Source organism: Ruegeria sp. CDSC079 (assembly GCF_059610505.1).
In genome coordinates, this window is sequence record NZ_JBXWNT010000006.1 from 206,065 (window position 1) to 232,711 (window position 26,647).

General features: G+C 55.6%; 27 protein-coding genes. 10 read left to right on the plus strand and 17 right to left on the minus strand.

The features are described 5' to 3' along the window. Nucleotides 1-22: 22 nt before the first annotated feature. The 4 genes from purQ to purC all read right to left on the minus strand — a co-directional run bounded on the left by purQ (nucleotide 23) and on the right by purC (nucleotide 2,585). A complete protein-coding gene (gene purQ / locus AC2FIC_RS13400) occupies nucleotides 23-691 on the minus strand; it encodes a phosphoribosylformylglycinamidine synthase subunit PurQ (RefSeq protein WP_496691284.1) in 669 nt (222 codons plus the stop codon). Between the two features lie 22 nt (nucleotides 692-713). Beyond that, the gene (purS, locus tag AC2FIC_RS13405) at nucleotides 714-944 is read right to left on the minus strand and encodes a phosphoribosylformylglycinamidine synthase subunit PurS (protein WP_496691285.1); all 231 of its coding nucleotides are present in this window, start codon (nucleotides 942-944) and stop codon (nucleotides 714-716) included. A gap of 95 nt (nucleotides 945-1,039) precedes the next feature. Then, nucleotides 1,040-1,699, minus strand: coding sequence for a MarC family protein (locus AC2FIC_RS13410; protein WP_496691286.1), 660 nt, complete (start codon nucleotides 1,697-1,699; stop codon nucleotides 1,040-1,042). 130 nt (nucleotides 1,700-1,829) lie between these two features. Continuing rightward, nucleotides 1,830-2,585: a phosphoribosylaminoimidazolesuccinocarboxamide synthase gene (purC, locus tag AC2FIC_RS13415; protein ID WP_496691287.1), complete on the minus strand. Its 756-nt coding sequence runs from the start codon at nucleotides 2,583-2,585 to the stop codon at nucleotides 1,830-1,832. 186 nt (nucleotides 2,586-2,771) lie between these two features. Between purC and AC2FIC_RS13420 the strand changes: the two genes are divergently transcribed. Together AC2FIC_RS13420 and bmt are read left to right on the plus strand one after the other, a co-directional pair. Continuing rightward, on the plus strand, nucleotides 2,772-3,089 hold the full coding sequence (locus tag AC2FIC_RS13420; protein WP_142633973.1) for a DUF1476 domain-containing protein: 318 nt from the start codon (nucleotides 2,772-2,774) through the stop codon (nucleotides 3,087-3,089). 118 nt (nucleotides 3,090-3,207) lie between these two features. Then, on the plus strand, nucleotides 3,208-4,221 hold the full coding sequence (bmt, locus tag AC2FIC_RS13425) for a betaine--homocysteine S-methyltransferase (protein ID WP_271946964.1): 1,014 nt from the start codon (nucleotides 3,208-3,210) through the stop codon (nucleotides 4,219-4,221). Nucleotides 4,222-4,226: 5 nt separating this feature from the next. Here bmt and AC2FIC_RS13430 read toward each other — a convergent pair whose 3' ends face one another. The 10 genes from AC2FIC_RS13430 to AC2FIC_RS13475 form a co-directional block, all read right to left on the minus strand. Beyond that, entirely contained in the window at nucleotides 4,227-5,003 is a 777-nt protein-coding gene (locus AC2FIC_RS13430) for an enoyl-CoA hydratase-related protein (protein ID WP_142633977.1), read from the minus strand. A gap of 71 nt (nucleotides 5,004-5,074) precedes the next feature. Further along, nucleotides 5,075-5,533 carry a cytochrome c-type biogenesis protein gene (locus AC2FIC_RS13435; protein WP_496691288.1) on the minus strand — a complete coding sequence of 153 codons (459 nt, stop codon included), beginning with the start codon at nucleotides 5,531-5,533 and terminating at the stop codon, nucleotides 5,075-5,077. Further along, nucleotides 5,530-7,494 carry a heme lyase CcmF/NrfE family subunit gene (locus tag AC2FIC_RS13440; protein ID WP_142633981.1) on the minus strand — a complete coding sequence of 655 codons (1,965 nt, stop codon included), beginning with the start codon at nucleotides 7,492-7,494 and terminating at the stop codon, nucleotides 5,530-5,532. Before AC2FIC_RS13440 ends, AC2FIC_RS13435 begins: the two co-directional genes overlap by 4 nt. Nucleotides 7,495-7,569: 75 nt before the next feature. Next, nucleotides 7,570-8,148, minus strand: coding sequence for a holin family protein (locus AC2FIC_RS13445; RefSeq protein ID WP_496691289.1), 579 nt, complete (start codon nucleotides 8,146-8,148; stop codon nucleotides 7,570-7,572). Further along, nucleotides 8,139-8,750 carry a holin-associated N-acetylmuramidase gene (locus AC2FIC_RS13450; protein ID WP_496691290.1) on the minus strand — a complete coding sequence of 204 codons (612 nt, stop codon included), beginning with the start codon at nucleotides 8,748-8,750 and terminating at the stop codon, nucleotides 8,139-8,141. The genes AC2FIC_RS13445 and AC2FIC_RS13450 overlap by 10 nt, the downstream gene beginning before the upstream one ends. Nucleotides 8,751-8,871: 121 nt before the next feature. Continuing rightward, entirely contained in the window at nucleotides 8,872-9,318 is a 447-nt protein-coding gene (gene ccmE, locus AC2FIC_RS13455) for a cytochrome c maturation protein CcmE (protein ID WP_281972148.1), read from the minus strand. A 7-nt stretch (nucleotides 9,319-9,325) separates the two neighbouring features. Then, nucleotides 9,326-10,354, minus strand: coding sequence for an N-acetyl-gamma-glutamyl-phosphate reductase (argC, locus tag AC2FIC_RS13460; RefSeq protein WP_496691291.1), 1,029 nt, complete (start codon nucleotides 10,352-10,354; stop codon nucleotides 9,326-9,328). A gap of 94 nt (nucleotides 10,355-10,448) precedes the next feature. Continuing rightward, a complete protein-coding gene (murI, locus tag AC2FIC_RS13465) occupies nucleotides 10,449-11,258 on the minus strand; it encodes a glutamate racemase (protein ID WP_271946944.1) in 810 nt (269 codons plus the stop codon). An 8-nt stretch (nucleotides 11,259-11,266) separates the two neighbouring features. After that, nucleotides 11,267-12,145 carry a lysophospholipid acyltransferase family protein gene (locus tag AC2FIC_RS13470; protein WP_271946941.1) on the minus strand — a complete coding sequence of 293 codons (879 nt, stop codon included), beginning with the start codon at nucleotides 12,143-12,145 and terminating at the stop codon, nucleotides 11,267-11,269. 78 nt (nucleotides 12,146-12,223) lie between these two features. Next, nucleotides 12,224-15,643 (minus strand): indolepyruvate ferredoxin oxidoreductase family protein, encoded by a 3,420-nt coding sequence (locus tag AC2FIC_RS13475; protein ID WP_496691292.1) that lies wholly within the window; start codon nucleotides 15,641-15,643, stop codon nucleotides 12,224-12,226. A gap of 169 nt (nucleotides 15,644-15,812) precedes the next feature. On the opposite strand from AC2FIC_RS13475, the gene AC2FIC_RS13480 reads away from it, so the two are divergent. The 7 genes from AC2FIC_RS13480 to grxD all read left to right on the plus strand — a co-directional run bounded on the left by AC2FIC_RS13480 (nucleotide 15,813) and on the right by grxD (nucleotide 22,885). Next, nucleotides 15,813-16,718 (plus strand): LysR family transcriptional regulator, encoded by a 906-nt coding sequence (locus AC2FIC_RS13480; protein WP_142633997.1) that lies wholly within the window; start codon nucleotides 15,813-15,815, stop codon nucleotides 16,716-16,718. Between the two features lie 277 nt (nucleotides 16,719-16,995). Further along, a complete protein-coding gene (locus AC2FIC_RS13485) occupies nucleotides 16,996-19,245 on the plus strand; it encodes a mechanosensitive ion channel family protein (RefSeq protein ID WP_271946936.1) in 2,250 nt (749 codons plus the stop codon). A gap of 234 nt (nucleotides 19,246-19,479) precedes the next feature. Continuing rightward, a complete protein-coding gene (purL, locus tag AC2FIC_RS13490) occupies nucleotides 19,480-21,639 on the plus strand; it encodes a phosphoribosylformylglycinamidine synthase subunit PurL (protein ID WP_496691347.1) in 2,160 nt (719 codons plus the stop codon). Nucleotides 21,640-21,773: 134 nt separating this feature from the next. After that, nucleotides 21,774-22,010, plus strand: a complete 237-nt coding sequence (locus tag AC2FIC_RS13495) for a BolA/IbaG family iron-sulfur metabolism protein (RefSeq protein ID WP_142634001.1) — start codon at nucleotides 21,774-21,776, stop codon at nucleotides 22,008-22,010. Then, entirely contained in the window at nucleotides 22,007-22,249 is a 243-nt protein-coding gene (locus AC2FIC_RS13500; protein WP_496691293.1) for a hypothetical protein, read from the plus strand. Before AC2FIC_RS13495 ends, AC2FIC_RS13500 begins: the two co-directional genes overlap by 4 nt. Then, nucleotides 22,246-22,521: a hypothetical protein gene (locus AC2FIC_RS13505; RefSeq protein ID WP_282021284.1), complete on the plus strand. Its 276-nt coding sequence runs from the start codon at nucleotides 22,246-22,248 to the stop codon at nucleotides 22,519-22,521. Before AC2FIC_RS13500 ends, AC2FIC_RS13505 begins: the two co-directional genes overlap by 4 nt. 1 nt (nucleotide 22,522) lies before the next feature. Beyond that, on the plus strand, nucleotides 22,523-22,885 hold the full coding sequence (gene grxD / locus AC2FIC_RS13510; protein ID WP_142634005.1) for a Grx4 family monothiol glutaredoxin: 363 nt from the start codon (nucleotides 22,523-22,525) through the stop codon (nucleotides 22,883-22,885). Here the strand turns inward: grxD and AC2FIC_RS13515 are convergent, their stop codons facing one another. From AC2FIC_RS13515 to AC2FIC_RS13525, 3 genes are read right to left on the minus strand one after another with little or no spacing between them, the layout of a single operon-like run. Continuing rightward, nucleotides 22,886-23,203, minus strand: coding sequence for an MliC family protein (locus AC2FIC_RS13515; protein WP_496700237.1), 318 nt, complete (start codon nucleotides 23,201-23,203; stop codon nucleotides 22,886-22,888). Between the two features lie 32 nt (nucleotides 23,204-23,235). Continuing rightward, entirely contained in the window at nucleotides 23,236-23,631 is a 396-nt protein-coding gene (locus tag AC2FIC_RS13520; protein WP_281994664.1) for a cell division protein ZapA, read from the minus strand. Next, nucleotides 23,631-24,377 (minus strand): hypothetical protein, encoded by a 747-nt coding sequence (locus AC2FIC_RS13525; protein ID WP_496691295.1) that lies wholly within the window; start codon nucleotides 24,375-24,377, stop codon nucleotides 23,631-23,633. Before AC2FIC_RS13525 ends, AC2FIC_RS13520 begins: the two co-directional genes overlap by 1 nt. 234 nt (nucleotides 24,378-24,611) lie before the next feature. On the opposite strand from AC2FIC_RS13525, the gene tkt reads away from it, so the two are divergent. Then, a complete protein-coding gene (gene tkt / locus AC2FIC_RS13530; RefSeq protein WP_496691296.1) occupies nucleotides 24,612-26,636 on the plus strand; it encodes a transketolase in 2,025 nt (674 codons plus the stop codon). Nucleotides 26,637-26,647: the final 11 nt, after the last annotated feature.

Sequence of the window (26,647 nt, forward strand, 5' to 3'; positions counted from 1 at the left end):
CGGGCTAAGATGCAAGCTCAAGTCACGCAGGTGCGACGATGCCCGACAATGCGCGAAACAATGCCGTTCCATCGGTGCCACCATGCCCTTCGTCTGCCGCTCGTTCGGGATGCGGCATCATACCAAGAACACGGCGGTTTTCAGACAGAATGCCCGCAATGTCGCCAACCGAGCCGTTCGGATTCTCGGTATAGGTGAATGCGATCCGGTCGTGATCCCTGAGCGTGGACAATGTAGCCTCATCCGCGAAATAGTTTCCATCATGATGCGCAATCGGAATGCCGATCACATCGCCAGCGTTATAGCCTTGGGTAAAGGCGCTGTCGCTGGTTGCGACCTTCAGGCCTACGGTACGACAGATATATTTCAGGTTCGCATTGCGCAGCAGAGCGCCGGGCAGAATGCCCGTTTCGGTCAGGATCTGAAAACCGTTACAGATACCAACCGCATACCCACCCCGTTCGGTGTGGTCCACCACGGCCTTGCAGATCGGGGATTGTGCGGCAATCGCTCCGCAGCGCAGGTAGTCTCCATAAGAAAACCCGCCGGGGACACCGACAATGTCCAAGCCCTTGGGCAGAGCGGCATCTTTATGCCAGACCATGTCTACCTGGAATCCGGCCTGTTCAAAGGCAACGGCAAGATCCCGATCACAGTTGGAACCGGGGAAAACGATGACAGCTGCGCGCATGGCTAGCCCTCCTGCAAGCGGTTCAGACCAGTTCGATCTCGTAGCGTTCGATGACCGTGTTAGCCAACAGTTTTTCGCACATCTCGCTGACGTCCGATTCCGTCGCACCCTCGGCGAGTTCAAGATCAATCACCTTGCCCTGACGGACGCCTTCGACCTGATCAAAACCCATGGCACCCAATGCGTGGCGCACCGCTTCACCCTGCGGGTCAAGTACCCCGGTTTTCAGCATCACATGCACACGTGCTTTCATTTACTGCAACTCCAGCTGAGGGCCGGTAATTGAGGCCCGTTCCGTTGTGCGCGGGGATAGCGCGACTGTCGGCGTTCGACAACCCTTGTCAGCACCTACCCGGAACCCTTTAGCGCGGGATAATGCGTATCTATTGCGTTGAAGGTCCCTGTCAGAACCATTTCAACCGCTACGGCAACCAAAATGATGGCCATAACACGGGTGATCACATTGATCATTGTCGGCCCAAAGAACCTGGAAATAGGGTCAGCGAATAACAATCCCAGCCCGACAATAGCGCAGGCAATCAAAACGGCCGCCCCCAACGTTACTACCTCGGCGCCGTCGGGCAAACTATGCGCGAACACAATGGTTGTCGCGATAGTGCCGGGCCCAATCGTCAACGGGATAGCCAGGGGAACAACCGCAATGTTCTTCTTCTGCGCGCCATATTTAACGGCTTTCTGATCGCTTTCTGACCGGTCAGACGCGTTCAGCATCGACATGCCAACCCCAAGAATGATCAACCCACCAGCGATGCGAAAAGACGGAATGTCGATACCGAAAAGCGCCAGAATTTCTTCGCCGATCAGTACCGAAATCAGTGATACAATCACCACCGTGGCTGTCACAACCATTGCAACGCGTTTACGTTCTGGCGGGCTGTACCCCTCGGTCATGCTGAGGAAGATCGGGATGCCGTATAGCGGGTTGAAGATCGCCAGCAGCGCAGCGAGGAACTTTAAAAATACTGCCTGATCAAATAGCTCGGCCATTTTTTTTCACCCGATTACGCTTGTTCAACAGACAATGCCGGACAAGCTGCGGCCCTGTCAAATACCCGATCTCAATTAAAAAACGCCGCCCGGTATTGGCGGCGTTTTTGCATTGTTCTTCGGCTTTCGATCAGTTGATCAGGGTCGGTTTGGTCACATTGCTTTTCGGCAGAACACCTAGGCGACGCGCAACTTCCGAGTAGGCGTCGGTCAGGCTGCCCAGGTCGCGGCGGAACACGTCCTTGTCCAGCTTTTGGCCGGTTTCGATATCCCAAAGACGGCAGCTGTCTGGGCTGATTTCATCCGCTATGATCAGGCGCTGGAAGTCACCTTCATAGACGCGACCGATTTCAACTTTGAAATCGACCAGACGAATGCCAACCGCCAGCATCACACCGCTCATGAAATCATTCACCCGCAATGCGAGGCTAAGAATGTCTTCCATGTCCTGCTGGCTGGCCCAGCCAAAGGCGGCGATATGTTCTTCGGTGACAAGAGGATCACCCAACGCGTCGTCCTTGTAGCAGTATTCTACTATCGGGCGCGGCAGCTGTGTCCCCTCGGCAATGCCAAGGCGTTTGGACATCGTGCCAGCCGCGAAATTGCGTACAATAACTTCAAGCGGTACGATTTCGCAGTTGCGGACCAACTGTTCGCGCATGTTCAGGCGACGGATGAAATGGGTCGGTACACCGATTTGATTCAGCCCGTTCATGAAGTATTCGCTCAGGCGGTTGTTCAGCACACCTTTCCCGTCGATCACGTCCTTCTTTTCAGCGTTGAAGGCGGTGGCGTCATCCTTGAAATACTGCACGATTGTACCCGGTTCAGGGCCTTCATACAAAATCTTGGCCTTACCTTCGTAAATTTTCTTGCGACGCGCCATGAGCGACCTTTCCAGACTGTCGCGAGGGAAAAAGTTCCTTCGCCTTGGCGCTCTCTTAGTCCAACCCCCACCTTCCCGCAAGTTCCGAGGACCGAGAGGCTTTGACGCAGCGCAAATACCTTGCACCCGGATCGTCGTATCGTCATATCATTAAGGAAAGAACTACCAACCCAAGGGGTCCAACTGATGACTACGTTTGACGAGCGCGAAAACGCATTCGAAGCAAAATTCGCCCATGATGAAGAAATGCAGTTCAAAGCACAGGCGCGTTGCAACAAGCTGCTTGGCCTTTGGGCGGCCGAAAAACTGGGCAAAACCGGTAATGAAGCCGATGAATACGCAAAATCCGTTGTGATTTCAGACCTGGAAGAAACCGGGCACGAGGATGTCGTGCGCAAAGTTTCCGGCGATCTCGGGGATCTGTCTTCGGATGACGATATCCGCGCAAAAATGGCCGAGTTTCTGGTCGAGGCCAAAGCACAGGTTCTCAACGAAACCAACTAAGGTCTCCCCGCAATATTCATGATCTTCATGAGATTTATGAATTTGATTTGACGCCCCGGTCATGAGACACGGGGCGTCTCGCATTTTTAGCGCGGCTCGACAGTTTCGGAATATTCTTATGACAAATGCGCTCAGCAAACTTCTGGACTCCAACACGACTCTTTTGGCGGATGGAGCAACAGGTACAAACCTATTCAACATGGGCCTGCAGTCGGGCGACGCGCCCGAGCTTTGGAACGTCGATGCACCGGATAAAATCCGCGCGCTGTATCAGGGTTCGGTGGACGCAGGCAGCGACCTTTTCCTGACCAACACATTCGGCGGGACATCTGCGCGTCTCAAACTGCACGAGGCTCAGAACCGGGTCGCTGAACTGAACCGCGCAGGCGCAGAACTTGGCCGTGAGGTTGCTGACAAAGCCAACCGTCCGGTTATCGTCGCGGGATCGGTCGGACCAACCGGCGAGATCATGCAGCCTGTTGGCGCCCTGTCCCATGCCGATGCAGTGGAAATGTTCCACGAACAGGCGCAGGCATTGAAGGACGGCGGTGTCGATGTTCTTTGGGTCGAAACCATCAGCGCCCCGGAAGAGTTCAGGGCCGCGGCAGAAGCCTTTGCGCTGGTCGATATGCCTTGGTGTGGCACGATGAGCTTTGACACGGCTGGCCGCACCATGATGGGTGTCACATCCGCCGACTTTGCTCAGTTGGTTGAAACGCTCCCTAACCCGCCGGTTGCCTTTGGCGCAAATTGCGGGACTGGCGCGTCTGATATTCTGCGCACTGTCCTTGGATTTGTCGCACAAGGTACGGAACGGCCGCTGATATCAAAAGGCAATGCCGGTATTCCGAAATATGTGGACGGACATATTCATTATGACGGCACGCCGGAACTGATGGGCCATTATGCGACCATGGCACGAGAGGCTGGCGCAAGCATTATCGGCGGATGTTGCGGCACAATGCCCGAGCATCTGCGGCACATGAGAGCTGCGCTTGACGGTGCCCCGTCCGGTATACGCCCAACCCTTGATCAGATCACGGACGCGCTGGGCCCGTTCTCATCCGCAACTGACGGGACTGGCGAGTCCGCCCTTCCGGAACGGCGCGTGCGTAAGCGCCGCCGCGCCTGACAACCTCAACGCCCTTCGAATTTCGGGGGGCGTTTTTGCATGAAGGCAACGACGCCTTCGGAAAAGTCTCGGCTGCGGCCACATTCACCTTGCAGATGCGCCTCTGCCTCGAGCTGTTGCGGCAGAGTGTTTTCATAGGTGCCGCGAATAGCCTTTTTGATGGCGCCAAACCCTGAGGTTGGACCTTTGGCCAGATACATGGCCCGCTTGCGCCAATGCGCTTCGAACTCCGCGTCGGGAACGGCTTCCCAGATCAGGCCCCAGTCGTCGGCCTGACGAGCACTGATCTTATCGGCAAAAAGAGCAGCGCCCATGGCTTTGGCGAACCCCATCTGGCGCGGCATAAACCAGGTGCCTCCAGCGTCGGGCAACAGGCCGATACGGGCAAAAGCCTGCAGGAAATAAGCACTCTCCGTCGCGATCACGATATCCGCGCATAGCGCCAGATTGGCCCCTGCCCCCGCAGCAGCGCCATTTACTGCGGCGATTGTTGGAACCGGGCAATTATAGATTGCTTCAAGCATGGGCTCGTATTCGTCGCGCAGCGTGCGCTCAAGATCAATCTTCCCGGTGCTTGAGGCATCACCTAAATCCTGACCCGAGCAAAAAGCGTTTCCCTTACCGGTCAAAACAATCGCGCGGGCATGGGTGGCAGCGTGTTTCATCGCGTGCGTGACTTCGGCCCGCAACTGAGCGGTCATTGCGTTCAACTTCTCTGGGCGGTTCAGTGTTACCACTGCCAGATCATCCGCAATGTCCAACAGGATCGCTTCGTATTCCATCCACCCCTCCAAGGTTCGCTGCGCCTGCGACCCTGCCTCAATTTCCAATGAAGGAAAAGGTGAACCGAAGGTCAATCTTTGAGGATTTCGCGTAATCGTTCTTTCTCGGCATCGCTAAGGAGGCCGTCACCTTCCCTTCGGTCCTGTTCCGCCGATCTTTTGCGTAAAAAGCTGAAACCAGTCGCCACAGCGATTAAAAGCATAATCGGACCGGCCAGCCACAAAAGGATGTTCGATCCTGACGTTGTTGGCCTTAGCAAAACATATTCGCCGTAGCGATCAACGATAAAGTCAATCGCCTGTCCATCTGTATCGCCGGCCACAAGGCGTTCGCGCAATAACAGGCGCAAGTCACGGGCCAATCCTGCATTGCTTTCGTCTATGCTTTCGTTGCGGCAAACCAGACAGCGCAAGCCGGCACTCAGATCCCGCGCCCTCTGTTCCAGGATCGGATCATCAAGCACCTCGTCAGGTTGGACAGCCATGCTTGGCGTTGCCAGTAAAAGTAGTATCAGTAGAAACCGTTTCATTCCGCCGGAACCCCCTGCGTCGGCGTCTTGCGCGCGCCTGCCGCAACGCGAAAACGCCTGTCGCACAGGCTAAGAACGCCTCCGAGCGCCATAAGTAGGCACCCGCCCCAAATCCAATTCGCTAAAGGCTTGATATAAGTCCGCACGACCCAGCCACCATTTGCCTGCTGATCTCCAATGACGACGTAAAGATCCCTGAGAAACCGATAGTCAATCGCAGCTTCAGTCGTTGGCATCCTTGAAACTGGGTAGTCGCGTTTTTCCGGATGCAGTGTTGCGATTGTTCGACCGGCCTGTTCGACCTTTACATCGGCTGTAGTTGAGAAATAGTTGGGCCCCTCGACATTCCGAACCTGTTCAAGTGTCAGGGTGAACTGGCCAACCTCGAAGGGCTGCCCCGTCTGCGCAACGCGGATATCCTCGACCTCCCATGCGGTCAGCCCGGCGATGGCAAAGATCGTAACCCCCAGTCCGGTATGGGCTGCAGCCTTGCCCCAATCGGCACCGGGCAGTCTGAACAGACGCTGTAGGTTGTTTTTTCTTCCGGTACGGCTCCAAAGGTCCACAATAGCGCCAAATGTAATCCAGGCCCCCAGAAACAGCCCTACGGGTCCCAATGCGCTGCGACCGGTCTGCATGACCCAAACGAGCAAGCCAAGCGCAACCGCCAGAAGGAATGCGAACCGCAACGAATGCGCCGCCTTGCCAAGCTTTCCACGTTTCCACGGAAGCATTGCACCAAGCGGTAATACAATCCCCAGCGCAACCATGAACGGTGTGAACGCCGCATTAAAGAACGGCGCGCCGACCGAGAGTTTGCGATCAAATGCCATCTCGGCCACCATCGGCCACAAGGTTCCGAAGAACACAACGAAACAGCTGACCGCCAATAGAATGTTGTTCAGCACCAGGGCGCTTTCGCGGCTGACCATACCAAACACGCCCTTGGCCTCCATCGCCTGCGCGCGTGCCGCATAAAGTGTCAACGCACCGCCAATGAAGACCACAAGGATGATCAGGATAAACACGCCGCGTTCAGGATCATTGGCAAAGGCATGTACCGAAGTCAAAAGCCCCGATCGCACAATGAACGTCCCGATCAGCGAAAAGCCAAAGGCGATGATCGCCAGAAGGATTGTCCAGCTCTTCAGCGCTTCACGCTTTTCGACCACGATAGCAGAATGCAACAGTGCTGCCGCCAATAGCCACGGCATGAAAGAAGCGTTTTCGACCGGATCCCAGAACCAGAACCCGCCCCATCCCAGCTCGTAATAGGCCCACCAGGATCCAAGCGCGATCCCAATGGTCAGAAAAATCCATGCAGCCAGCGTCCAAGGACGCACCCACCTCCCCCAAGATGCATCCACGCGCCCTTCGATCAGCGCGGCCACTGCAAAGCTGAATGCCATGCTCAGGCCGACATAGCCCAGATACAGAAACGGCGGGTGGAATGCCAAACCTGGATCTTGCAATAATGGGTTGAGATCCCGCCCATCAAACGGGGCGATAATCAGACGGTCAAATGGGTTCGAGGTGAGCAGGATAAAAGCGTAAAACGCCACCCCTACGGCCGCCTGAACCGCCAGCACGCGCGCTTTGAGCGTCGGAGGTAACCCTGCGCCAAAAAAAGCGGCCATGGCCCCGAAAACTGCGACGATCAGGACCCACAGCAACATTGACCCTTCGTGGTTGCCCCACGTGCCGCTGATTTTATACAGCATCGGTTTGGCGGAATGGCTGTTTTCAACCACTATCCGCAATGAGAAATCAGAGGTGGTAAAGGCCCAGACCAACGCCGCGAAAGAGAAGGCGACTAACAGAAACTGTGCAATAGCGGCGGTTTCTGCAAAGGACATCCAGCCAGTCCACCGTTTCGCCGCCCCTATCAGCGGAATGACCGTCTGAACGATGGCGACGAGAAAGGCGAGTATCAGCGCGAAGTGACCAAGTTCTGTAATCATGGTCCCGCATATATTCCTGTTGAGGGACAATCACCAATCACTTTCGCCTCTGCCGGACGCACATAGTGTCGCGGGTCAGGCGGTCCGACCCCGCCGCCAATCCTCGAGCGCAGGGTTGAAATCGGGTTTTAGGACCTCATCGGCCAAGCCTGCATCTGTCCCAGTATCAGCGACCCCAATCAAACGTTCCCGCATCTCTGCCAGTGTTTCGATGTTTTCCATAACTTTCGGAGTACGTGTCATCGTTGCCGAAATTTCACGCTGCAGATCCTGCACCTTGGTCTGGTGTCTTGCGCCGAAATAGAACGAGACGACCACGCCCAACAACCACCACAAGGGCTCAGGCACCAGCGCAATCCCCTGCATCCGAGCGGCAAACCAAAGCGGATCGACCATAGCGGCGATAAACAGCCCCAATGTTCCCAAGGCCATGGCGGGGCGCGGCAGCCGGTTGAGCCCATCCATGAAACGGTCAAATGCACTTTTTTGAACCCGCTCGAACTCAGCCCTATACTGTTCCAGTACTCCCTGTTGTCGCGTCAGTTCACGTTTAGCGCCCTGCTCAGCATTTTCACGAAAGACTTCGGTTGTTTCACGCACGACGTTCCGACCCTCGCCAAACAAGAACGCAAATATCCCCGAGATCAGCCCCATTCGGAAACCCTCCTTTGAAACTCTGCGTCGCTAAGATGATAGGTCGGTGACAGGAATTCCTCAGCGCGTCGTATCCAGCCACCTTTTGCCCCAGACCGGGACCGAGCATATTTGCGAGAGGCTGGACGCCGTTCCGCTATCCGGAAATAATAGTTTCTCCTGGCAACGCCATAGGCATCCCGCAGCGCGACAGGGTCCGGTTCAGACGCAGCACTACAAGCCTGCGCCGTCTGCGGGCCTACAACGCCATCTACGACGACACGATACCCCATTTCACGCAGCAAATATTGCATAATTTTAACAGCTTGAGCGCCTGAATTCACGTACATGTCGAAAACAGATGGCTGCAGAATGTTAGGCAGTAGGTGTAATCGCGGTTTTGAGAAATAGTGGCGGATAAAGATTTCAACGGCCTGCGATCGGCTCAGCCGCCTTACATCGGATACATCAACCATCCCGTCCTGCGTCAGGTCCAGTTGCAATCTGCGCATGGTATGGATTGTTACGCCGAATTTTGTCGCTCCACCCGGATCGTCGGGGTCATCGACAAAACCACCTTCACGCGTAACTATCTGTTCCGCGATCTGCCGAACCGTCTGCATGTACTGTTCTCCAACTTGGGACAGACAGACGCTCGGACAATTCTGTTAATACAGCGAAAATAGAAAGGGCGCTGCATGTCGATCCACGCAACGCCCGAATTCCGATCTCAAAGCCTATGGCTCAGCTCTCGCCGGCCTCCTTGTAAATACCTTGTTCTTTCAACGCGTCCACAACCTCTTTTGGCATATAGGTCTCATCGTGTTTCGCAAGAATTTCTGAGGCTTCAAAGACTCCGTTTACGTAGCTTCCGGTACCAATCATACCCTGGTTTTCCGAGAACAAATCAGGCAAAACCCCAGTAAACGTGACCGGCACACTTTCGCCACCGTCCGTCACCACGAAACGCACGGTTTCCCCTTGCCCCCGCACGATCGAACCCTCTTCGACCAGACCACCGATCCGGAATATTTCAGTCGGTTTTGGCGGCTCTGCCATTACTTCACTGGGTGAGCGGAAGAAATTGATGCCGTCCTGCATAGCGTATCCGATCAACGCCGTAGATACTGCCAAAGCAACGATTGACAGAAGGATGATTTGAACGCGACGACGTTTCTTGAGCGTTTTCATTTGTTCCTCATGGGAAAAGTGGGGCCATCATCAGACCCGCAGTTTCAGCTTCACCTAACATCAGGTTAGCGTTCTGCAAGGCTTGGCCACTGCTACCTTTTGTCAGGTTATCCAGTGCTCCGATCACAATGGCGCGCCTCTCGATCCGGTCGCTGACCACGCCGATATGGCAGAAATTCGAGCCGCGCACATGGTGGGTCGAGGGGGTTTCGCCAAATGGCAGCATCTGGATAAATGGCTCGCTTTCATAGGTTTTCACAAGCGCTCCATAAACGCTCGTGGGATCACCTTTGACATATGTAGTCGCTAGGATACCCCGGTTTGCTGGAACCAGATGTGGAGTGAACTGAACATTGACCGGGCGCCCTGCAAGGGCAGAAAATTCTTGATCGAATTCCCCCAAATGCCGATGCGTACCGCCAACAGCATATGCGTTATACCCTTCGCTAAGTTCGGCATGCAGCAGGTTTTCTTTCAGCGACCGCCCGGCACCAGACACCGCGCATTTGAGGTCCAGAATGATGTCATCCAGATCAATGACACCGGCCGAAATCAAGGGACGCAATACATATTGTCCGGTAGCGGCGTTGCAACCTGTTCCGGCAACCAAGCGGGCCGTGCGAATTTGATCGCGATAAAACTCGGTCAGGCCGTAAACGGCCTCCTCCTGCTGCTCCAAAGCCGCATGAGGGTTGCCATACCATTTTTCATATTCCTCAGGGTCGCGTAGCCTGAAATCGGCGGACAGGTCGATGATTTTAAGGTCCTTCGGAAGATCGCGGATAACTTCCTGGCTGGTTTTATGTGGCAGCGCGCAAAAGCACAGGTCGATCCCTGAAAAGTCGATTTCTGAAATTTTGCAAAGAATCGGTAACTTCAGGTGCCGCAAATGTGGAAATACCTGCGCCATCGACTGTCCGGCTTTCCGCTCGGCAGAAAGTGCAGCGATTTCCATATTCGGATGCTCGGCGATCAACCGAACCAGTTCAGCGCCGGTATAACCCGAAGCGCCCAGAATTGCGATTTTGTGGGTCATCTTGGACCTCTTGAAACTGTATGCCACTGTTCATGCCCGCCACTGTGACGGTCATGGGATTACGGGTTCTTTCAGGCCGCGTCTTTGACCAAAGTCAGACAGCCTCGAAAGTAATTTGTCGTCGGAGGAACTGGGTGGCGCGATCACTGACAACGCCTGGCTTACCAGTGGTCAGATAGCCGCCCTTCGCCGCACCCTGCATATTCGGATGCCGCTGCAAATAGTCTGCCAGACTTTCGGCAACCAGATCACCCTGGCTGAACACCTCAACGTCGGGTCCTAAGGCCTTCTGAAACGCCTCAGCCATCAAGGGATAGTGCGTACAGCCCAGAATTGCGGCCTGAGGCTCTGGCATCTTGCGTTTCAGGGCGTCCACATGGCTTCGCACCAGCGCTTCGGCCAGGATCATGTCGCCTTCCTCGATTGCATCAACGACCCCACCGCAGGCCTGCGCCTCAACATCTACGCCAATCGCACGAAAGGCCAATTCGCGTTGAAACGCACGACTGGATACGGTGGCCGGGGTCGCAAACAAAGCGACATGTTTGACCGCGACTTCACGCGGCGGGCTGTTGTCGCCCCATTGCCGCTCAGTCAGCGCTTCAATCAATGGAACAAAAACGCCCAAGACGCGCTTGCCTTGAGGCACGCCCTCTTCTTGCATCCGCCGCAAAGCAGCAGCGCTGGCCGTATTGCAGGCCAGAATCACTAGATCACATCCCCGGTTCCAGAGGTCGTTCACCGCACCCCGGGTCAGCTCATAGATATTCTCTACATCACGCACCCCGTATGGCGCATGTGCGCTGTCCGCGTAATACAGGAAATCAACGTCGGGAAGACGTTTCTGCGCGGCGTTCAGAACGGTCAGACCGCCCAAACCAGAATCAAAAATGCCTACTGCCATTTGCCCCTTTAGGCGCGATGCCGTTCCTCAAATTCATAGCCATAGTCATAAGACTTTAGTGGCTTTGGAGACAGCTCATACGTTGCTTTGCGCAAGAAATCCATCATCTTGCGCGTATCCTTGGCCAACGGGTCCAGAACGTCGCGGCCGATGGGCTCTCCGATCACCACCTGGACCGGGGTATCAACGCGTTTTTTGAATTCCTTGATCAGCAATCCCATGCGCAATGTATTGTGCAGATGGCTGGCGATCTGAAACAGGCGTGAGGTATGACCGTCAAAAAAGACCGGCACAACTGTCGCGTCTGATTTGGCAACCATCCGCGCCGTGAAGCCACGCCAGCCCGGGTCCATCGGGTACGAGAAAGGCTTTGCCCCTGTGCTGACGGTACCGCCGGGAAATATGCCAATCGCGCCGCCCTCGCCCAAATAGTTCAAAGCTTTCTTGCGGGTCTCCAGGTTCTGCTTCATCGCAGCTTTTGTATCGTCGAATGAAATCGGCAGAACGACCCGATTCAGATCCTCTGCCTTACGAAACACATGGTTGGCCAGAATGCGAAAATCCCCACGCGTACTGGACAACATGTGCCCCATCATCAACCCATCCAGAATTCCATATGGGTGATTGGCAATCAGAATCAGAGGGCCATCACGGGGAATATTAGACAATGACCCGCCAACCACATCCAGAGACAAACCGTATCTCTCAACCATGACCGACCAGAAATCTCGCCCGTTGGCCACGTCTTTTTCATACCCATCAGCACGCCTGATAAGGCGCAGGCGGCCTGTGGTGTTCTCCATAAGCTTGATGACCATCCGTCCGCTTTTGGTTTCAGCGGAATAGGCATAAGAAATGTCACGTGCAACATGGCGTCGCGAGGGCATGGAAGTCTCCGGTTTTGTACCTGCATTTTAAATGCAAGTAACAATTTTGCCTAGCTGTCGTGACACGGTTGTGACGAATTACTCGGCGGCGGCCTGTAATTCAGGTCCTCCGTTCCGTATCGTGGTCAACAATTCCTCTCTGCGTTTGGCGGCGCTCGCCTCATTCGCCTTAAGGACGGGTCCAAAACCTTTGATATCCAAGGGCAACTTGGCGAGCGCAATTACGGCATCCTTTGTTTGGATGGAAATCAGCGGAGTGATCTCTTTGAGATCACGCTCATATTGCTTGATCAGCGCGCGCTCCATTCGACGTTCGACACTATAGCCAAAGATATCCAGCGGAGTACCTCGAAGAACTTTTAGCCGAGACATGAATTTCAGCGGCTTCAGCATCCATTCGCCGAAACTCCGTTTGCGGGGTCGGCCATCTGGTCCTTTGCCACCAAGCAGCGGTGGGGCAAGGTGGAAAGTCATTTTGAATTCGCCATCAAATTCAGCGGCGGCTTTCTCCCGACTGGACAGTAACAACCGGGCCACTTCGTATTCGTCCTTGTAAGACAACAGCTTATGATACCCTTTTGCGACAGCATCACGAATTTCTGCATCCTCAAACGAGTCAACGATTTTGCGGTAGCGTTTCGCCAAACGAGCGCTTTGATACTGGGTCAGATGATCGGCGCGGAACGCGATGACCTGCTCTGGTGATTTCGGGAGGTCGGAAACACCTGGCCGTAGAATCTCATCGACTTTTTCCGGGTGTAAAACCGCCCAACGACCGACTTCAAAGGCTCTTTTGTTGCGTTCTACCGCCGTTCCGTTCAGATCAATGGCTGCAATCACCGCATCGAGGCTGACGGGTATCAGCCCGCGCTGCCATGCGGCCCCAAAAACCATCATGTTCGAATAGATTGAGTCTCCCATCACTGCGCGCGCAAGCTCAGTGGCATCAAACAGGGAAACGTCTTCTTTCAATCGTGCTTGCAGCGCCAATTCCAGCCTCTCACCAGGAATCCTAAACTTAGTGTCGCGCGTGAAATCACCGGTAACGGTTTCGTGGCTGTTGACCACCGCTCCGGTTTGACCCAAGCGTGTCAGGCCAAGTGTTTTGGCCCCGGCGGACACAACCAAATCACCACCGATCAATGTGTCGGCTTCACCCGTTGCCACACGTATTGCACTGATATCTTCTGGCCGGTTGGCAATACGGCAATGAATATGAACCGCACCGCCTTTCTGGGCCAAGCCTGCCATCTCCATCATTCCGGCGCCTTTGCCGTCAATCTGGGCCGCCTGTGCCAGAATTGCCCCCAGCGTGACAACTCCGGTCCCACCGATGCCGGTTATGACAACATTATGTGTGCCCATGATTTCAGGCAGCTCGGGCATCGGAAGATCGGGCAGATCAAGTTCGGTCGTCGCTTCTTTGCGAATCTTCGCGCCTTCCAGCGTTACAAAGGAGGGGCAGAACCCACTCAGACACGAAAAATCCTTGTTACAGCTCGATTGGTCAATCGCGCGCTTCCGGCCAAGTTCGGTTTCCTTGGGAACAATCGAAACACAGTTCGATTGGATGCCGCAGTCACCGCAGCCCTCACAGACATCTGTATTGATAAAGACCCTTTTGTCCGGGTCGGGAAAGGTTCCGCGTTTACGGCGACGGCGTTTCTCAGCGGCACAGGTCTGGACATAGACGATGACCGAGACGCCCTCATAGGTGCGGAATTTCTCTTGCACAGTCATCAGTTCGGCGCGCTCAAAGCTCTCTACCCCTGCGGGTAAGGCTTTGAAGTTTACATCTTCTTTTTCGTCATAGACCAGCGCGACATGTGTGACGCCCATAGCCTTGACCTCGGCCGCGATCCTTTCGGCGGTCAGATCACCCTCATTGCCCTGCCCGCCCGTCATTGCGACCGCATCGTTGAACAGAATCTTGAAGGTGATGTTCGTACCCGCCGACAAAGCTGCCCGGATCGCCTGAACACCGGAATGGTTATAGGTGCCGTCTCCGAGGTTCTGGAACACATGATTGGTGGTCGAGAACGGCTCTTCCCCGATCCAGTTTGCCCCTTCGCCACCCATCTGAGTAAAGCCAAATGTGCTTCGATCCATCCACTGAACCATGTAATGGCATCCGATGCCTGCATAGGCCCGGCTTCCGTCTGGTACCTTGGTCGAACTGTTATGCGGGCATCCAGAACAGAAATACGGAAGGCGCGAGGCGATTTCCTCGGCATTGTCCGCCCGGCGCGCTTCGGTCAACTTGGTCAAACCTGCACGGACCCCGTCGGTATCGCGGCCTTCTTCAATCAGGATACTGCCCAGCTTTTCTGCGATCATGTTCGGATCAAGGGCACCGCGGGTGGGAAACAGCTCTTCCCGATGCAGCGTCCCAGCACCGCCCTTGTACCAGCCATAGACTCGTCGACCACGACGGTCGTCAAAGATCGCTTCTTTGACCTGAACCTCGATCAGCTTGCGTTTTTCTTCAACGATTACAATCAGGTCCAAACCTTCTGCCCAGTCATGAAATCCGGACATATCCAGTGGGAACGTCTGTCCGACCTTATAGGTCGTGATGCCAAGGCGCTCGGCCTCGGCCTCATCAATATTCAGCAAGGAAAGCGCGTGGGTAAGGTCCAGCCAGTTCTTGCCAGCGGCCACCAGACCTATCTTTGCACCGGGTTTGCCCCAGACACGTTTGTCCATCCGGTTAGCGCGTGAAAACGTTTCAGCCGCAAAACGCTTGTAATCAATAATGCGCTCTTCCTGCAGATGAGGCGTATCGCCAAGCCGGATGTTCAGCCCTCCTTCGGGCATATCAAACTCGGGCACCACGACATTCATGCGATCGGTGTTGCCATCAACAACCGAAGTCACCTCTATCGTGTCCTTCATGGTCTTGAGGCCGACCCAGACACCGGCGAACCGGCTGAGCGCGAATCCGTAAACGCCGTAGTCGAGTATCTCTTGTACTCCGGCCGGGCTGACCACTGGCATGTACATATCAACCAACGACCACTCGGACTGATGCAGAACGGTCGAACTTTCGCCCGTGTGATCATCCCCCATGGCCATCAGAACGCCACCATGCGCCGCCGTCCCTGCCATATTGGCATGGCGCATCACGTCGCCTGACCGATCTACACCAGGTCCTTTTCCGTACCACAGACCAAAGACGCCATCGAACTTGCCGTCACCCCTTAACCCGGCCTGCTGACTGCCCCAAAGCGCGGTTGCCGCAAGATCCTCATTCAGACCGTATTGAAAAGTGACATCGCTTTCTGTCAGCTGTTTCTGCGCGCGCATCATCTGCTGGTCGACCGCTCCAAGAGGCGATCCGCGGTATCCCGTCACCAATCCTGCAGTGTTCAGACCCGATTTCGTGTCGCGCGCCTTTTGCATCAGCATAAGGCGCACAAGCGCCTGAGTGCCGTTCAATAAAACCGTGTTTTTGCTTAGGTCGAAACGGTCGTTCAAAGAAATTTGTGGCTTACTCATCAAACGCCTCCCCTCGTCAGATCAGTGTGCTTCATCTGCTTCCATATTAGGTCATAATAACTGACCTGCCTAGAGCTTATCCTCTGAAACGCAAGGATTTCGCCGTTTGAATGTGGAAGTTGTCACCTATTTCATATAGGCGTTCGGCAGGATAACGAAAGTTGCGGCGATGGATTGGGACAAGCTTAGGATATTTCACGCGGTTGCAGATGCGGGCAGCCTGACACATGCAGGCGATAAGCTGAACCTATCTCAATCGGCAGTCAGCAGACAAATTCGGGCATTGGAAGAGTCACTTGATTCGACGTTGTTCCATCGTCACGCCCGCGGCCTGATTCTGACCGAACAGGGTGAGCTGCTGTTCGACGCCACCTCGGCAATGTCCAAGCGACTGGACGCGGCAGCGGCGCGCATACGAGACAGCGAAGAAGAAGTCTTTGGTGTGCTACGGGTCACAACCACATTTGGGTTCGGGACCCTATGGCTCGCTCCGAGGTTGCCAAAGCTGTATGAACAATACCCGGACCTAAATATCGACCTCATGCTTGAGGAACGCGTTCTTGACCTGCCAATGCGCGAGGCCGATGTCGCCATCCGTATGAAAGAGCCTAGCCAGGCTGATCTGGTACGCAAGCGCCTGATGACAGTACAGATGCTGCTTTATGCTACCCCGGAATATCTAAAGGAAAGCGGTCAACCTGCCTCCCTCGAAGAAATCTCGAGCCATCGACTTATCTGTCAGACCCCCTCAGCCCCCCAAGTAGGGGCCAGTGCGGCAATGGTACGGCATCTGATGACCTATAACCCGGCGTCGTTGTTGACAGTGAACAACTATTTCGGTGTCTTGCAGGGCGTACTGCACAATCTGGGAATTGGCTTGCTGCCCGATTATGTCACGCATGATTTCCCGCATCTGCTGCCGGTACTTTCAGACATCGAAACGGCTGACGTTCCTGTTTATCTCGCCTACCCCGAAGAGTTACGCCATTCCAAACGCGTAGCAGCCTTCCGCGATTTTGTGCAGGACGAGATCATCGCGCAGCGTAAACACCTGAAGAAAATGGGGAAACTATAGCTATGCGTCAACGTCATAGCGGACATGACGGACTATCACACTGAAACGCCTTGATCGTTATCAAACTGATGCCTAAATGAGCACTCGAAGGCGGTGATGCTGTAACGCTCATCATCTTCATACCTCCCTGTTGGACTACGGCCGAGCTTAGTGCTCGGCCTTTTTTTTGGTCCTGACTTAATCGGTGACACCGAACAGCCGAAAACTGCTGGGAAATTTCCACCTCCGCGCCTATGATCCGGTAAAAGATCAAAAATTCGTGTTCGAGGGAAAATTCATGCACCATCCACTCCGCCTATTACTGGCGTTGATTTCCGCCATTCTTCTTGCGGTACCAGTACACGCACAAGACAGTGGGACCGCGTCGTCTACGGTCACAATTCCAGAGGACCTGACGCCCGATCAGGTTGATGGCTTGGTGGCACGTATGTCCGATGATCAGGTTCGCGCCATTTTGCTGGAACGGCTCGACGCGGTTGCAGAAAAGCAGGCGGCAGCAAACGAAAACCATGAAGATCCGCTTACCGAAATCAGTGAAATCTGGGCCGAGATGGTTACCTCTTGGACGCAGGTTTTGACCACATTGCCAAATATTGTCAGCGCCCAGGTTGAGGCGTTCAGCAATTTCTCAGCGAAATTCGGATCTACCGGGGTGTTTGGCCTGTTTGGGCTGATCCTAGCAGTTCTGGTGGCCGGATACGCTGCTGAAAAATTGTTTGGGTTTCTCACCCGCAAATGGCACGAAGAGCCCGATGGGAATTCTGATGCCGATCTTTGGAGCGCGGTACGTTACTTGTTCCGCCGTTTCTGCCGGGAAATCGCAGGACTTGTTGTGTTCTATGTTGTTATCCGGGCGATCGGACGGGGCTTGCTGACGACGGAACAGCTTACCTATGCCGCCCCATTCGTTTTCTACCTGATTTGGATTCCGCGTCTGGGCGCCGCCGCCTCACGCTTTGTACTGGCGCCCAAAAAGCCACATTACCGGTTGGTCAACATAGACGATCATTGGGCCAAATATCTGCATCGCAACCTGATTGGCCTTCTTCTACTGATCGGCCTCACGCTCTTTATCGTACGGTTCAACTTGCTTAACGGTATCACTCCGGCCGATACACGTATCGGTTTCTGGCTGAACGCTGGCATCCATATATACATTGGGATCATCGCCTGGACCGCGCGCGAAGGGTTGTCTCAGATGATGTTGGGCACGGACCCGGACCACACCAAATTCGATGAAAAAGTCGCTCATTACTATCCCTACTTCGCTATCGGCGTTTCGGTGGTGATATGGTTCCTGGTCGAATTCCTGATCGCACAGCGTGATCCCAGAACACTTGCCCTGCTTGGCAAAGGGCCACATTTCACGACGATGTTCTGGCTGCTGATCGCTCCAGCGCTTGATACGCTGATCCGTGGCCTCGTGCGCCATCTTCAACCCCCAATGTTGGGCGACGGACCATTGGCCGAACGCGCCTATAAATCAGCCAAGCGCAGCTATATCCGGATTGGTCGCGTGCTGGCCGGCCTGTTTGTGGTCTTTATGATCGCGCGAGTCTGGCAGCTTGATCTTCGACATGTCGCCTCTGCCGGGATCGGAACCGACGTTGGCGGTACGGTTATCGAATTCCTGATGATCATCGCTGTCGGATACATCTTGAACGAGGTCGTCTCACTATGGATCAACCGTCGTCTTGCCAAGGAACAGACAACGGCAGAAGAGCTGGATGAAGAGGCCGGTGGCGAGGGTGGCGGTGCAGGCGGCTCACGTCTGGCGACGGTTCTTCCCCTGCTGCGGATCACGGCGCAAGTCACGATTGCGGTCATCTTCGGCCTGCTCGCATTGGGCGCGCTGGGCATCAACATCACCCCACTTCTGGCAGGTGCCGGTGTCCTTGGTCTTGCGATCGGTTTCGGCGCTCAGAAGCTGGTGGCTGATATCGTCGGCGGTGTCTTCTTCCTTATCGACGATGCGTTTCGCGTGGGTGAATATGTCGATGTCGGTGGCACCATGGGCACCGTCGAGAAAATCTCGATCCGTTCGATGCAGCTCCGCCATCACCGTGGGCCTGTTCACACGATCCCCTATGGCGAGATTCAAAAGCTGACCAATTTCAGCCGTGACTGGGTGATCATGAAGCTAAAGTTCACCGTGCCGTTTGACACTGATCCCAACAAGGTCAAGAAGATCTTCAAGAAGATCGGCGCCGAGATGATGGCGGACGAAACCCACAAAGAAGGCTTCTTGCAGCCCTTTAAATCGCAAGGTGTTTTCGACTTTGACGATGTTGGCATGATCATCCGCGGCAAGTTCATGGCCAAGCCGGGCAAGCAGTTCACGCTTCGCAAGGAGATCTTCAACCGGGTGAAGGCCGAGTTCAATGCCAATGGCATCGACTTTGCCCGCCGCGAAGTTCGCGTAGCAATTCCTGGTCTGGAAGAGGCCGAGAACCTTACCGAACAGCAAAAAGCTGCTGTTGGGGCCGCTGCGGCGGACTCGATCAACAAGGGAGAAACCCCAGCTTAAAGACCAGATACAGACGCCAAGCGGCTTTTGGGCCGCCTGGCAGGAAATACTATAGACGGAACCGGCCACTGGCGCGGTTCCGTTTCTTTTTCTGGGTACACAAAGCGCAGAAAAGCTCGAAATTGGCATATGCCGGTTACGTTATTCGACCCTGCGCTGACTTGGCCCTTCCCACAGACGCGCCCTTGCCCTACAAGGCCCGCAATCTCGGCCACCATGGACACAGGACAAACGATGCAAGAGCCCGCCATCACACCGGATCTGATTGCCGCGCACGGGTTGAAACCCGAAGAATACGAGATGATCCTGGAGATTATCGGGCGCGAGCCAACCTTTACCGAGTTGGGCATTTTCTCGGCCATGTGGAACGAGCATTGTTCCTACAAATCCTCCAAGAAATGGCTGCGCACCCTGCCCACTTCTGGACCCCAGGTGATCTGCGGACCGGGTGAAAATGCAGGTGTGGTCGATATCGGCGATGGTCAGGCCGTGGTCTTCAAGATGGAAAGCCACAACCATCCGTCTTACATCGAACCCTATCAAGGTGCAGCCACAGGTGTTGGAGGTATCCTGCGCGATGTTTTCACCATGGGTGCGCGCCCAATCGCCTCGATGAACGCGCTGTCTTTTGGTGAACCCGGCCACCACAAGACCCGTCAGCTGGTCAATGGCGTGGTCGAAGGTATCGGCGGCTATGGCAACTGTTTCGGCGTGCCTTGCGTTGGCGGCGAAGTCCGCTTTCACCCGGCCTATAACGGCAACTGCCTTGTGAATGCCTTTGCCGCTGGTCTGGCTGACAGTGATAAGATCTTTTACTCGGCGGCCTCTGGCGTCGGCATGCCCGTGGTCTATCTCGGTGCGAAAACCGGACGCGACGGCGTGGGCGGAGCCACCATGGCCAGCGCCGAATTTGACGACACGATCGAGGAAAAGCGCCCCACCGTTCAGGTTGGCGACCCGTTCACCGAAAAACGCCTGATGGAAGCGACGCTGGAGCTGATGCAGACCGGCGCGGTGATCTCGATCCAGGATATGGGCGCGGCGGGTCTGACCTGCTCGGCCGTGGAAATGGGCGACAAAGGCGGTCTGGGCGTGCGGCTTGATCTGGAAAACGTCCCCCAGCGCGAAGAGAACATGACAGCCTATGAGATGATGCTGTCGGAATCCCAAGAACGCATGTTGATGGTTCTCAAACCCGAGCTTGAGGCCGAAGCTCGCGCCGTTTTCGATAAATGGGACCTGGATTTCGCCATCGTCGGTGAAACCCTCGCCGAAGATCGCTTTCTGATCATGCATAATGGTGAGGTCAAAGCTGATCTGGTTCTGTCCAAGCTCTCGTCCACTGCGCCCGAATATGACCGCCCGTGGGAGGCTACTCCGCAGGCAGAAGACCTGGCCGACGTGCCTCAGATCGACCCGATCGACGGTCTGCGCGCCCTGCTCGCTTCGCCAAACTATGCGGGCAAGCAATGGGTTTACGAGCAGTATGACACCATGGTTATGGCTGATTCCGTGCGTACGCCTGGTCTGGGCGCCGGCATGGTTCGTGTACACGGCACCGACAAAGTTCTTGCTTTCACCAGTGACGTTACCCCGCGCTATGTGCGAGCCAACCCTGTAGAAGGCGGCAAGCAAGCTGTTGCCGAAGCTTATCGCAACCTGACCGCCGTCGGGGCATTGCCGCTGGCGACCACTGACAACCTGAATTTTGGCAACCCGGAAAAGCCCGAGATCATGGGCCAGTTCGTCGGTGCCATCCAAGGCATTGGTAAGGCCGTCGCAGCGTTGGATATGCCCATCGTGTCCGGCAACGTGTCACTTTACAACGAAACCGACGGTCAGGCGATCCTGCCGACCCCGACAATTGGAGCGGTCGGCCTTCTGGCGCACACGGACGAGATCATAGGTAATGAGGTCCGCGACGGCCACGTGGCTCTGGTCATCGGCGATACGCAGGGGCATCTGGGCCAATCCGCCCTTCTGGCCGAAGTGTTCAACCGCGAAGATGGCGACGCACCGCATGTCGATCTGGACGCCGAAAAGCGCAACGGAGAGTTCATCCGCGCAAACCGAGAGATGATCAAAGCCTGTACCGATCTTGGCGACGGTGGTCTGGCATTGGCAGCCTTCGAACTGGCCGAGGCAACCGGTGTCGGCATAACGCTTGACGACGCCTCGACCGAATTCCTGTTTGGCGAGGATCAGGCCCGTTATCTGGTCGCCTGCAACTTTGACCAGGCCGAAGCCCTGATGATTGCTGCAGGTCAGGCTGGCGTTCCACTGGTATCGGTCGGGCGGTTCACGGGCGACAGCGTCCGCATCGGCTCTTCTGAGGCCTTGCTTGATGAACTGACTGCCACTTTCCGCAACAGCTTCGCCGAAGCCGTCGCCTGATTTTGGCACCTGCGCTTCTGAAAACCTGCACTTTGACAAGTGCAGGTTTTTGTCATTTCGGGGCGTCTATCTGACCCTTGCGCGCCCCGCCCCGGCGCACTACATCTTGGGAAAGACTTTCAGGAGAAACCTACATGCCGATGAGCGCCCACGAGATTGAGAACCTGCTGCGCGACGCGTTTCCCGATGCGGACATTCAGGTCGGCGGCAGCGACGGCGTACATATGTCGGCCATGGTCGTGGATGAGAGCTTTCGTGGCAAAAACCGGGTGCAACAACAGCGAGCAGTCTATGCAGCCCTCAAAGGCAAGATGGACGGCCCGGATGGCGACTTGCACGCGCTGGCTCTGACGACGAAAGTGCCTGAGTGAGCACGACTTTCTGGATTTACGGGATTTGTGAATTGATCGCCCTCGTCGGTAGCGTCATCATTTTCAGATCTACGATAAAGAATGAGCGTGCTGACAAAATTCGGGGCACAGAACCCGGTCAAGGCGAGCAACTGATTGACCACGGAACCGTGTTGGGCGGCGGCGGCGGTCATGTAACAGTTTCCCGTATCACCAGAGACCCTCAAGAATATGCTAAAGCCATGGCTCCAAAAAAATGAGTACATGGCTGGCTTGGATATCAGCAATCGCAGCTTTGATAGTTGCCGCCGCGCTGATCGAGGCCTATGTGAAGCGAAACAGAAAGCGTAAACTGGTCGACATGCGTCCAAACCCGGACAAAATCAGCAAGGTTGACGGCATCGAGAGATACGGGCTGAATCCGCTGGCCCTGGCGCAGGCCGAACACCGACGGCTGGAAAAGGAAGGATGGGTCGCCGCCCCATCACAGGATGAAACGACCGCCCCGGATGCGGATGACAAGGAAAAGTAACATGACCGACGTGAAAACCCAGATCGACGAGACCGTCAAAGCCAATGATGTGGTGCTATATATGAAAGGCACCAAGGAAATGCCGCAATGCGGATTCTCCTCGCGCGTGGCAGGCGTGCTGAACTACATGGGCGTAGAATTTGCTGACGTGAATGTACTGGCCGACGAAGGCTTGCGTCAGGGGATCAAGGACTATTCTGACTGGCCGACTGTTCCGCAACTCTATGTCAAAGGCGAGTTCGTAGGCGGATGCGACATCATCACCGAGATGACCCTGTCGGGCGAATTGGACACGCTGTTTGACGAAAACGGTGTCGGCTACAACAAGGAAGCCGCTGATAAAATCAGGGAAGCAAACGCCTGATCAGCGGCTGACGCAATTTCCCAATAAGACCTGCTCGCTGGCGGCATCTGCACCTGTCGCCAGAAAGCTCACCGTGGCGTCCCAGCCTTTGGAGCGCAGGATGTAAGTGCCAGTTGTTCCGTCGGATTCATAGCGGATACCAGAGCCGCTCTGAGCTTGGTGCAAAGTCACCAGCTTATTGTCGACCATCATGGCTGCCGCGCTGGATCCATCCTCGGCATTGAAATAGGCAACCTCAAGAGGCACGCCGTTATCACAAGTAAATGTGACGGGCAGAATATCGATCCCAGCCCAGGAAACCTGCGCTGACACAGACATGAAAGTTGCAATAGCAATAGTACGCATATTTATCATTTCGTTGACTTTTCTTCTATGAATGCCGCCATTGCCTCGGCCCGAGCAGCCAACTCTGCCAAGGTGTCAGTGACCGAAGGTGGAACCACGGCAACTTCAATTCTTTCCGGCTCGGGCTGTGGCATGCTACGCAGGTTCCGAAGCTCGGCTTCGGCCTCCGCCAGCTTATTTTCCAGCGAGTTGATTTTGTCACCTGTGGCGGCGGCTTTGTCTGCCAACATCAATCCAGCCATCAAAAGCATCCGGGATTCAGGCATCCGACCGATCTGATCCGACAATACCTGCGCTTCATCATCCAGCAATTTTGCAGCAGCTTGCAGGAAAACCTCTTCGCCTTCTTGGCACGAAACCTCAAAGCCGCGCCCCCCGATTTGAATGGTCAATTCAGGCATTATTCCACCTCTCCTTCGGCCAGTTTCGCCTGAGACAGCAACGGTTCCAACCGGGCCAGCACGGCATGTGCTTCGGCCGCATCAGTGGCTTGCGCTGCGCGCGTTGCCTCAAGCTCGGCAGCTGTGGCACGGTTCAACAGATCCGCATCGGTCATTCCGTCTTCTGCAGCTGTGCGCAGCTCTTCGACCGACATTCGTAGTTGTTCGTTGGCTTTGCGCATGCGCTGCAGATCATCATCCAGACGCGACATCGCCGAGCCATGGCTACTGCGTTCGGCGCGCAGCATTTCTAACTCGGCGCTGAGTTCCGCCACGCGTTCACTATCCGCCAATTCCGAACGAAGACGGGCATTTTCGGCTTTCAGTTCTTCGACAACATCCTGATCTTCCAATGCAGCCTTTGCGCTTGCCAACTCGGCCCGTGCGGCTTCGACCGAGGCAAGCTGTGCCCTGGCATCGTCGAGTTGCTCGCGCAGCGCTGCACTTTCCTGATTATCGGACGGGGTATTACGCAAGCCTTCGATTTCTAGGCGCATGGCATCGACTTCGGAATCGTGTCTTTCTTTTAATGATCTGAGACGCTCTTCAAGTTGAGCATTCGCAACCCTCTCATCATCCAGAGCTACACGCAGAGTGTTATCTTCTCCACCGCTGCCTGCGCCAACTTCCGCCATTGTCGCAATGCCGGATCCAATCCGATCCATCGCGGCCACAATACGGCGTTGTAGTTCTTCGATCTGGCTCATGCCCCTGCCACCTTTTTATCAAGGTTCCTTGTTTCGCGAGGTTATCCGAATCAACCTTGTACGCGTCTTGGCCTAGTCTAACCCAATGGCATCGAAAATACCCACTGTTTGCTTTCAACGACTTGGGTCACATTCTTGATCCAGCAAAACCCTGCAGCACCCAGTTCTACTTGCACTTTGAGGGCTGAATGGTATTGAGCGGCCATCTGCCTGTAATCCAAAGGAACAACACCCGTGGACCTGACTGCGCTGCGCAATGCCAACCCCGAACACTGGGACAAAGCTGCGGCCATCCGCACATTGACCCTCGACGCCGTCGCCGCCGCCAATTCCGGCCATTCCGGTATGCCAATGGGCATGGCCGATGTCGCGACTGTACTGTTCGAAAAGCACCTTAAATTCGACGCCTCGGCTCCAAACTGGCCCGACCGCGACCGGTTCATCCTGTCCGCCGGTCACGGCTCGATGCTGATCTATTCGCTGTTGTATCTCACTGGGAACGCTGACGTTACGCTGGAACAGATCAAGAATTTCCGTCAGCTGGGCGCAAAAACTGCAGGTCACCCCGAGAACTTCCTTGTCAACGGGATCGAAACCACAACCGGCCCGCTGGGTCAGGGGATCTCGAACGCCGTTGGTTTTGCCATGGCCGAGGAAATTCAGCGCGCTCATTACGGCAAGAAGATCGTAGATCACTATACCTATGTCATCGCGGGCGACGGCTGCCTTATGGAAGGCGTTAGCCAAGAGGCCATCACGCTGGCCGGCCGTCACGAGCTGGGTAAGCTGATCGTGTTCTGGGACAACAACAACATCACCATCGACGGCACGGTCGACATCGCTGACCGGACCGATCAGGTGAAACGCTTTGCCGCCTCTGGCTGGCAGGTCATCGAGATTGACGGCCACGATCCGCAGGCCATCGACGAGGCCATCACCAAGGCGAAATCGTCCAACAAGCCGACCATGATCGCCTGCGAAAGCCATATCGCTTTGGGTCACGCGGCGCAGGATACCTCAAAAGGCCACGGCGCCCTGACCGATCAGGAACAGCTGAAAGCGGCCAAAGAGGCCTATGCCGCCCCCCATGGCGCCTTCGAAGTCCCGGCAAATGTCAAATCAGCCTGGGAAGCAATCGGTTCGCGCGGCGCAGCCGAGCGTTCTGCGTGGGAGGAGCGTTTCGCGCAGATCTCTGAACGCAAACAGGCCGAGTTCAACCGCTCTTATGCGTTCGAGGCACCCAAAAAGCTGGCCGGTGCCATCCGCTCGTTCAAAAAGCAGATGTCGGAAGATCAGCCCAAGTTGGCCACCCGTGCCTCGTCCGAGAAAGTTCTGAACGCGGTCAATCCGATCATGCCGGAAACTATTGGCGGCTCTGCTGACCTGACCGGTTCGAACAACACGAAATCGGCCGATATGGGCGTATTCCTGCCGGAAAACCGCAAGGGTCGGTACATCCATTATGGTATCCGCGAACACGGCATGGCCGCCGCGATGAACGGTATGGCGCTGCATGGCGGCATCCGCCCCTATGGCGGTACCTTCATGGCGTTCACCGACTATGCGCGGCCCTCGATGCGGCTTGCAGCGCTGATGAAGATACCCACGGTCTTTGTGATGACCCATGACTCGATCGGTCTGGGCGAAGACGGCCCGACCCACCAGCCGGTCGAGCATCTGGCGATCTCACGCGCGACACCGAATACCTATGTTTTCCGCCCGGCGGATGCCGTTGAAACAGCGGAATCCTGGGAACTGGCGCTGACCTTCAAGGACAGCCCTTCGGTCTTGTCTCTGACCCGCCAAGGCGTGCCGACCGTACGCAAGGATCACAAAACCAAAAACCTGACTGCACAAGGCGGCTATGTTCTTGCCGAAGCCGAAGGCAAGCGTCAGGCAATCCTGATCGCAACCGGTTCGGAAGTGTCGCTGGCAATGGAAGCCAAGGCGATGCTCGAGGCCGAGGGCATTGGCACGCGCGTCGTGTCGATGCCATGCATGGAACTGTTCGCCGAGCAGGATGAAGCGTATCGCAAGCGGGTTCTGCCCGGTGGAGCCGTCCGTGTCGGCATCGAGGCCGCCGTCCGCGCCGGAGGCTGGGACCGCTGGCTGCTGGGGGAACGCGGCCGTGACGCCAAGGCGGGCTTCATCGGCATGTCGGGCTTTGGCGCGTCTGCGCCCGCTGATGAACTGTATAAACATTTCGGCATCACTGCAGAGGCCACAGTTGCAAAGGTCAAGGAATTGCTGGAGCTGTAATTCCCAATTTC

What these genes read in the sequence shown, in the direction of transcription:
- purQ (WP_496691284.1), bottom strand. Translation starts at nt 691, where the DNA reads ATGCGCGCAGCTGTCATCGTTTTCCCCGGTTCCAACTGTGATCGGGAT.
- purS (WP_496691285.1), bottom strand. Translation starts at nt 944, where the DNA reads ATGAAAGCACGTGTGCATGTGATGCTGAAAACCGGGGTACTTGACCCG.
- AC2FIC_RS13410 (WP_496691286.1), bottom strand. Translation starts at nt 1,699, where the DNA reads ATGGCCGAGCTATTTGATCAGGCAGTATTTTTAAAGTTCCTCGCTGCG.
- purC (WP_496691287.1), bottom strand. Translation starts at nt 2,585, where the DNA reads ATGGCGCGTCGCAAGAAAATTTACGAAGGTAAGGCCAAGATTTTGTAT.
- AC2FIC_RS13420 (WP_142633973.1), top strand. Translation starts at nt 2,772, where the DNA reads ATGACTACGTTTGACGAGCGCGAAAACGCATTCGAAGCAAAATTCGCC.
- bmt (WP_271946964.1), top strand. Translation starts at nt 3,208, where the DNA reads ATGACAAATGCGCTCAGCAAACTTCTGGACTCCAACACGACTCTTTTG.
- AC2FIC_RS13430 (WP_142633977.1), bottom strand. Translation starts at nt 5,003, where the DNA reads ATGGAATACGAAGCGATCCTGTTGGACATTGCGGATGATCTGGCAGTG.
- AC2FIC_RS13435 (WP_496691288.1), bottom strand. Translation starts at nt 5,533, where the DNA reads ATGAAACGGTTTCTACTGATACTACTTTTACTGGCAACGCCAAGCATG.
- AC2FIC_RS13440 (WP_142633981.1), bottom strand. Translation starts at nt 7,494, where the DNA reads ATGATTACAGAACTTGGTCACTTCGCGCTGATACTCGCCTTTCTCGTC.
- AC2FIC_RS13445 (WP_496691289.1), bottom strand. Translation starts at nt 8,148, where the DNA reads ATGGGGCTGATCTCGGGGATATTTGCGTTCTTGTTTGGCGAGGGTCGG.
- AC2FIC_RS13450 (WP_496691290.1), bottom strand. Translation starts at nt 8,750, where the DNA reads ATGCAGACGGTTCGGCAGATCGCGGAACAGATAGTTACGCGTGAAGGT.
- ccmE (WP_281972148.1), bottom strand. Translation starts at nt 9,318, where the DNA reads ATGAAAACGCTCAAGAAACGTCGTCGCGTTCAAATCATCCTTCTGTCA.
- argC (WP_496691291.1), bottom strand. Translation starts at nt 10,354, where the DNA reads ATGACCCACAAAATCGCAATTCTGGGCGCTTCGGGTTATACCGGCGCT.
- murI (WP_271946944.1), bottom strand. Translation starts at nt 11,258, where the DNA reads ATGGCAGTAGGCATTTTTGATTCTGGTTTGGGCGGTCTGACCGTTCTG.
- AC2FIC_RS13470 (WP_271946941.1), bottom strand. Translation starts at nt 12,145, where the DNA reads ATGCCCTCGCGACGCCATGTTGCACGTGACATTTCTTATGCCTATTCC.
- AC2FIC_RS13475 (WP_496691292.1), bottom strand. Translation starts at nt 15,643, where the DNA reads ATGAGTAAGCCACAAATTTCTTTGAACGACCGTTTCGACCTAAGCAAA.
- AC2FIC_RS13480 (WP_142633997.1), top strand. Translation starts at nt 15,813, where the DNA reads ATGGATTGGGACAAGCTTAGGATATTTCACGCGGTTGCAGATGCGGGC.
- AC2FIC_RS13485 (WP_271946936.1), top strand. Translation starts at nt 16,996, where the DNA reads ATGCACCATCCACTCCGCCTATTACTGGCGTTGATTTCCGCCATTCTT.
- purL (WP_496691347.1), top strand. Translation starts at nt 19,480, where the DNA reads ATGCAAGAGCCCGCCATCACACCGGATCTGATTGCCGCGCACGGGTTG.
- AC2FIC_RS13495 (WP_142634001.1), top strand. Translation starts at nt 21,774, where the DNA reads ATGCCGATGAGCGCCCACGAGATTGAGAACCTGCTGCGCGACGCGTTT.
- AC2FIC_RS13505 (WP_282021284.1), top strand. Translation starts at nt 22,246, where the DNA reads ATGAGTACATGGCTGGCTTGGATATCAGCAATCGCAGCTTTGATAGTT.
- grxD (WP_142634005.1), top strand. Translation starts at nt 22,523, where the DNA reads ATGACCGACGTGAAAACCCAGATCGACGAGACCGTCAAAGCCAATGAT.
- AC2FIC_RS13515 (WP_496700237.1), bottom strand. Translation starts at nt 23,203, where the DNA reads ATGTCTGTGTCAGCGCAGGTTTCCTGGGCTGGGATCGATATTCTGCCC.
- AC2FIC_RS13520 (WP_281994664.1), bottom strand. Translation starts at nt 23,631, where the DNA reads ATGCCTGAATTGACCATTCAAATCGGGGGGCGCGGCTTTGAGGTTTCG.
- AC2FIC_RS13525 (WP_496691295.1), bottom strand. Translation starts at nt 24,377, where the DNA reads ATGAGCCAGATCGAAGAACTACAACGCCGTATTGTGGCCGCGATGGAT.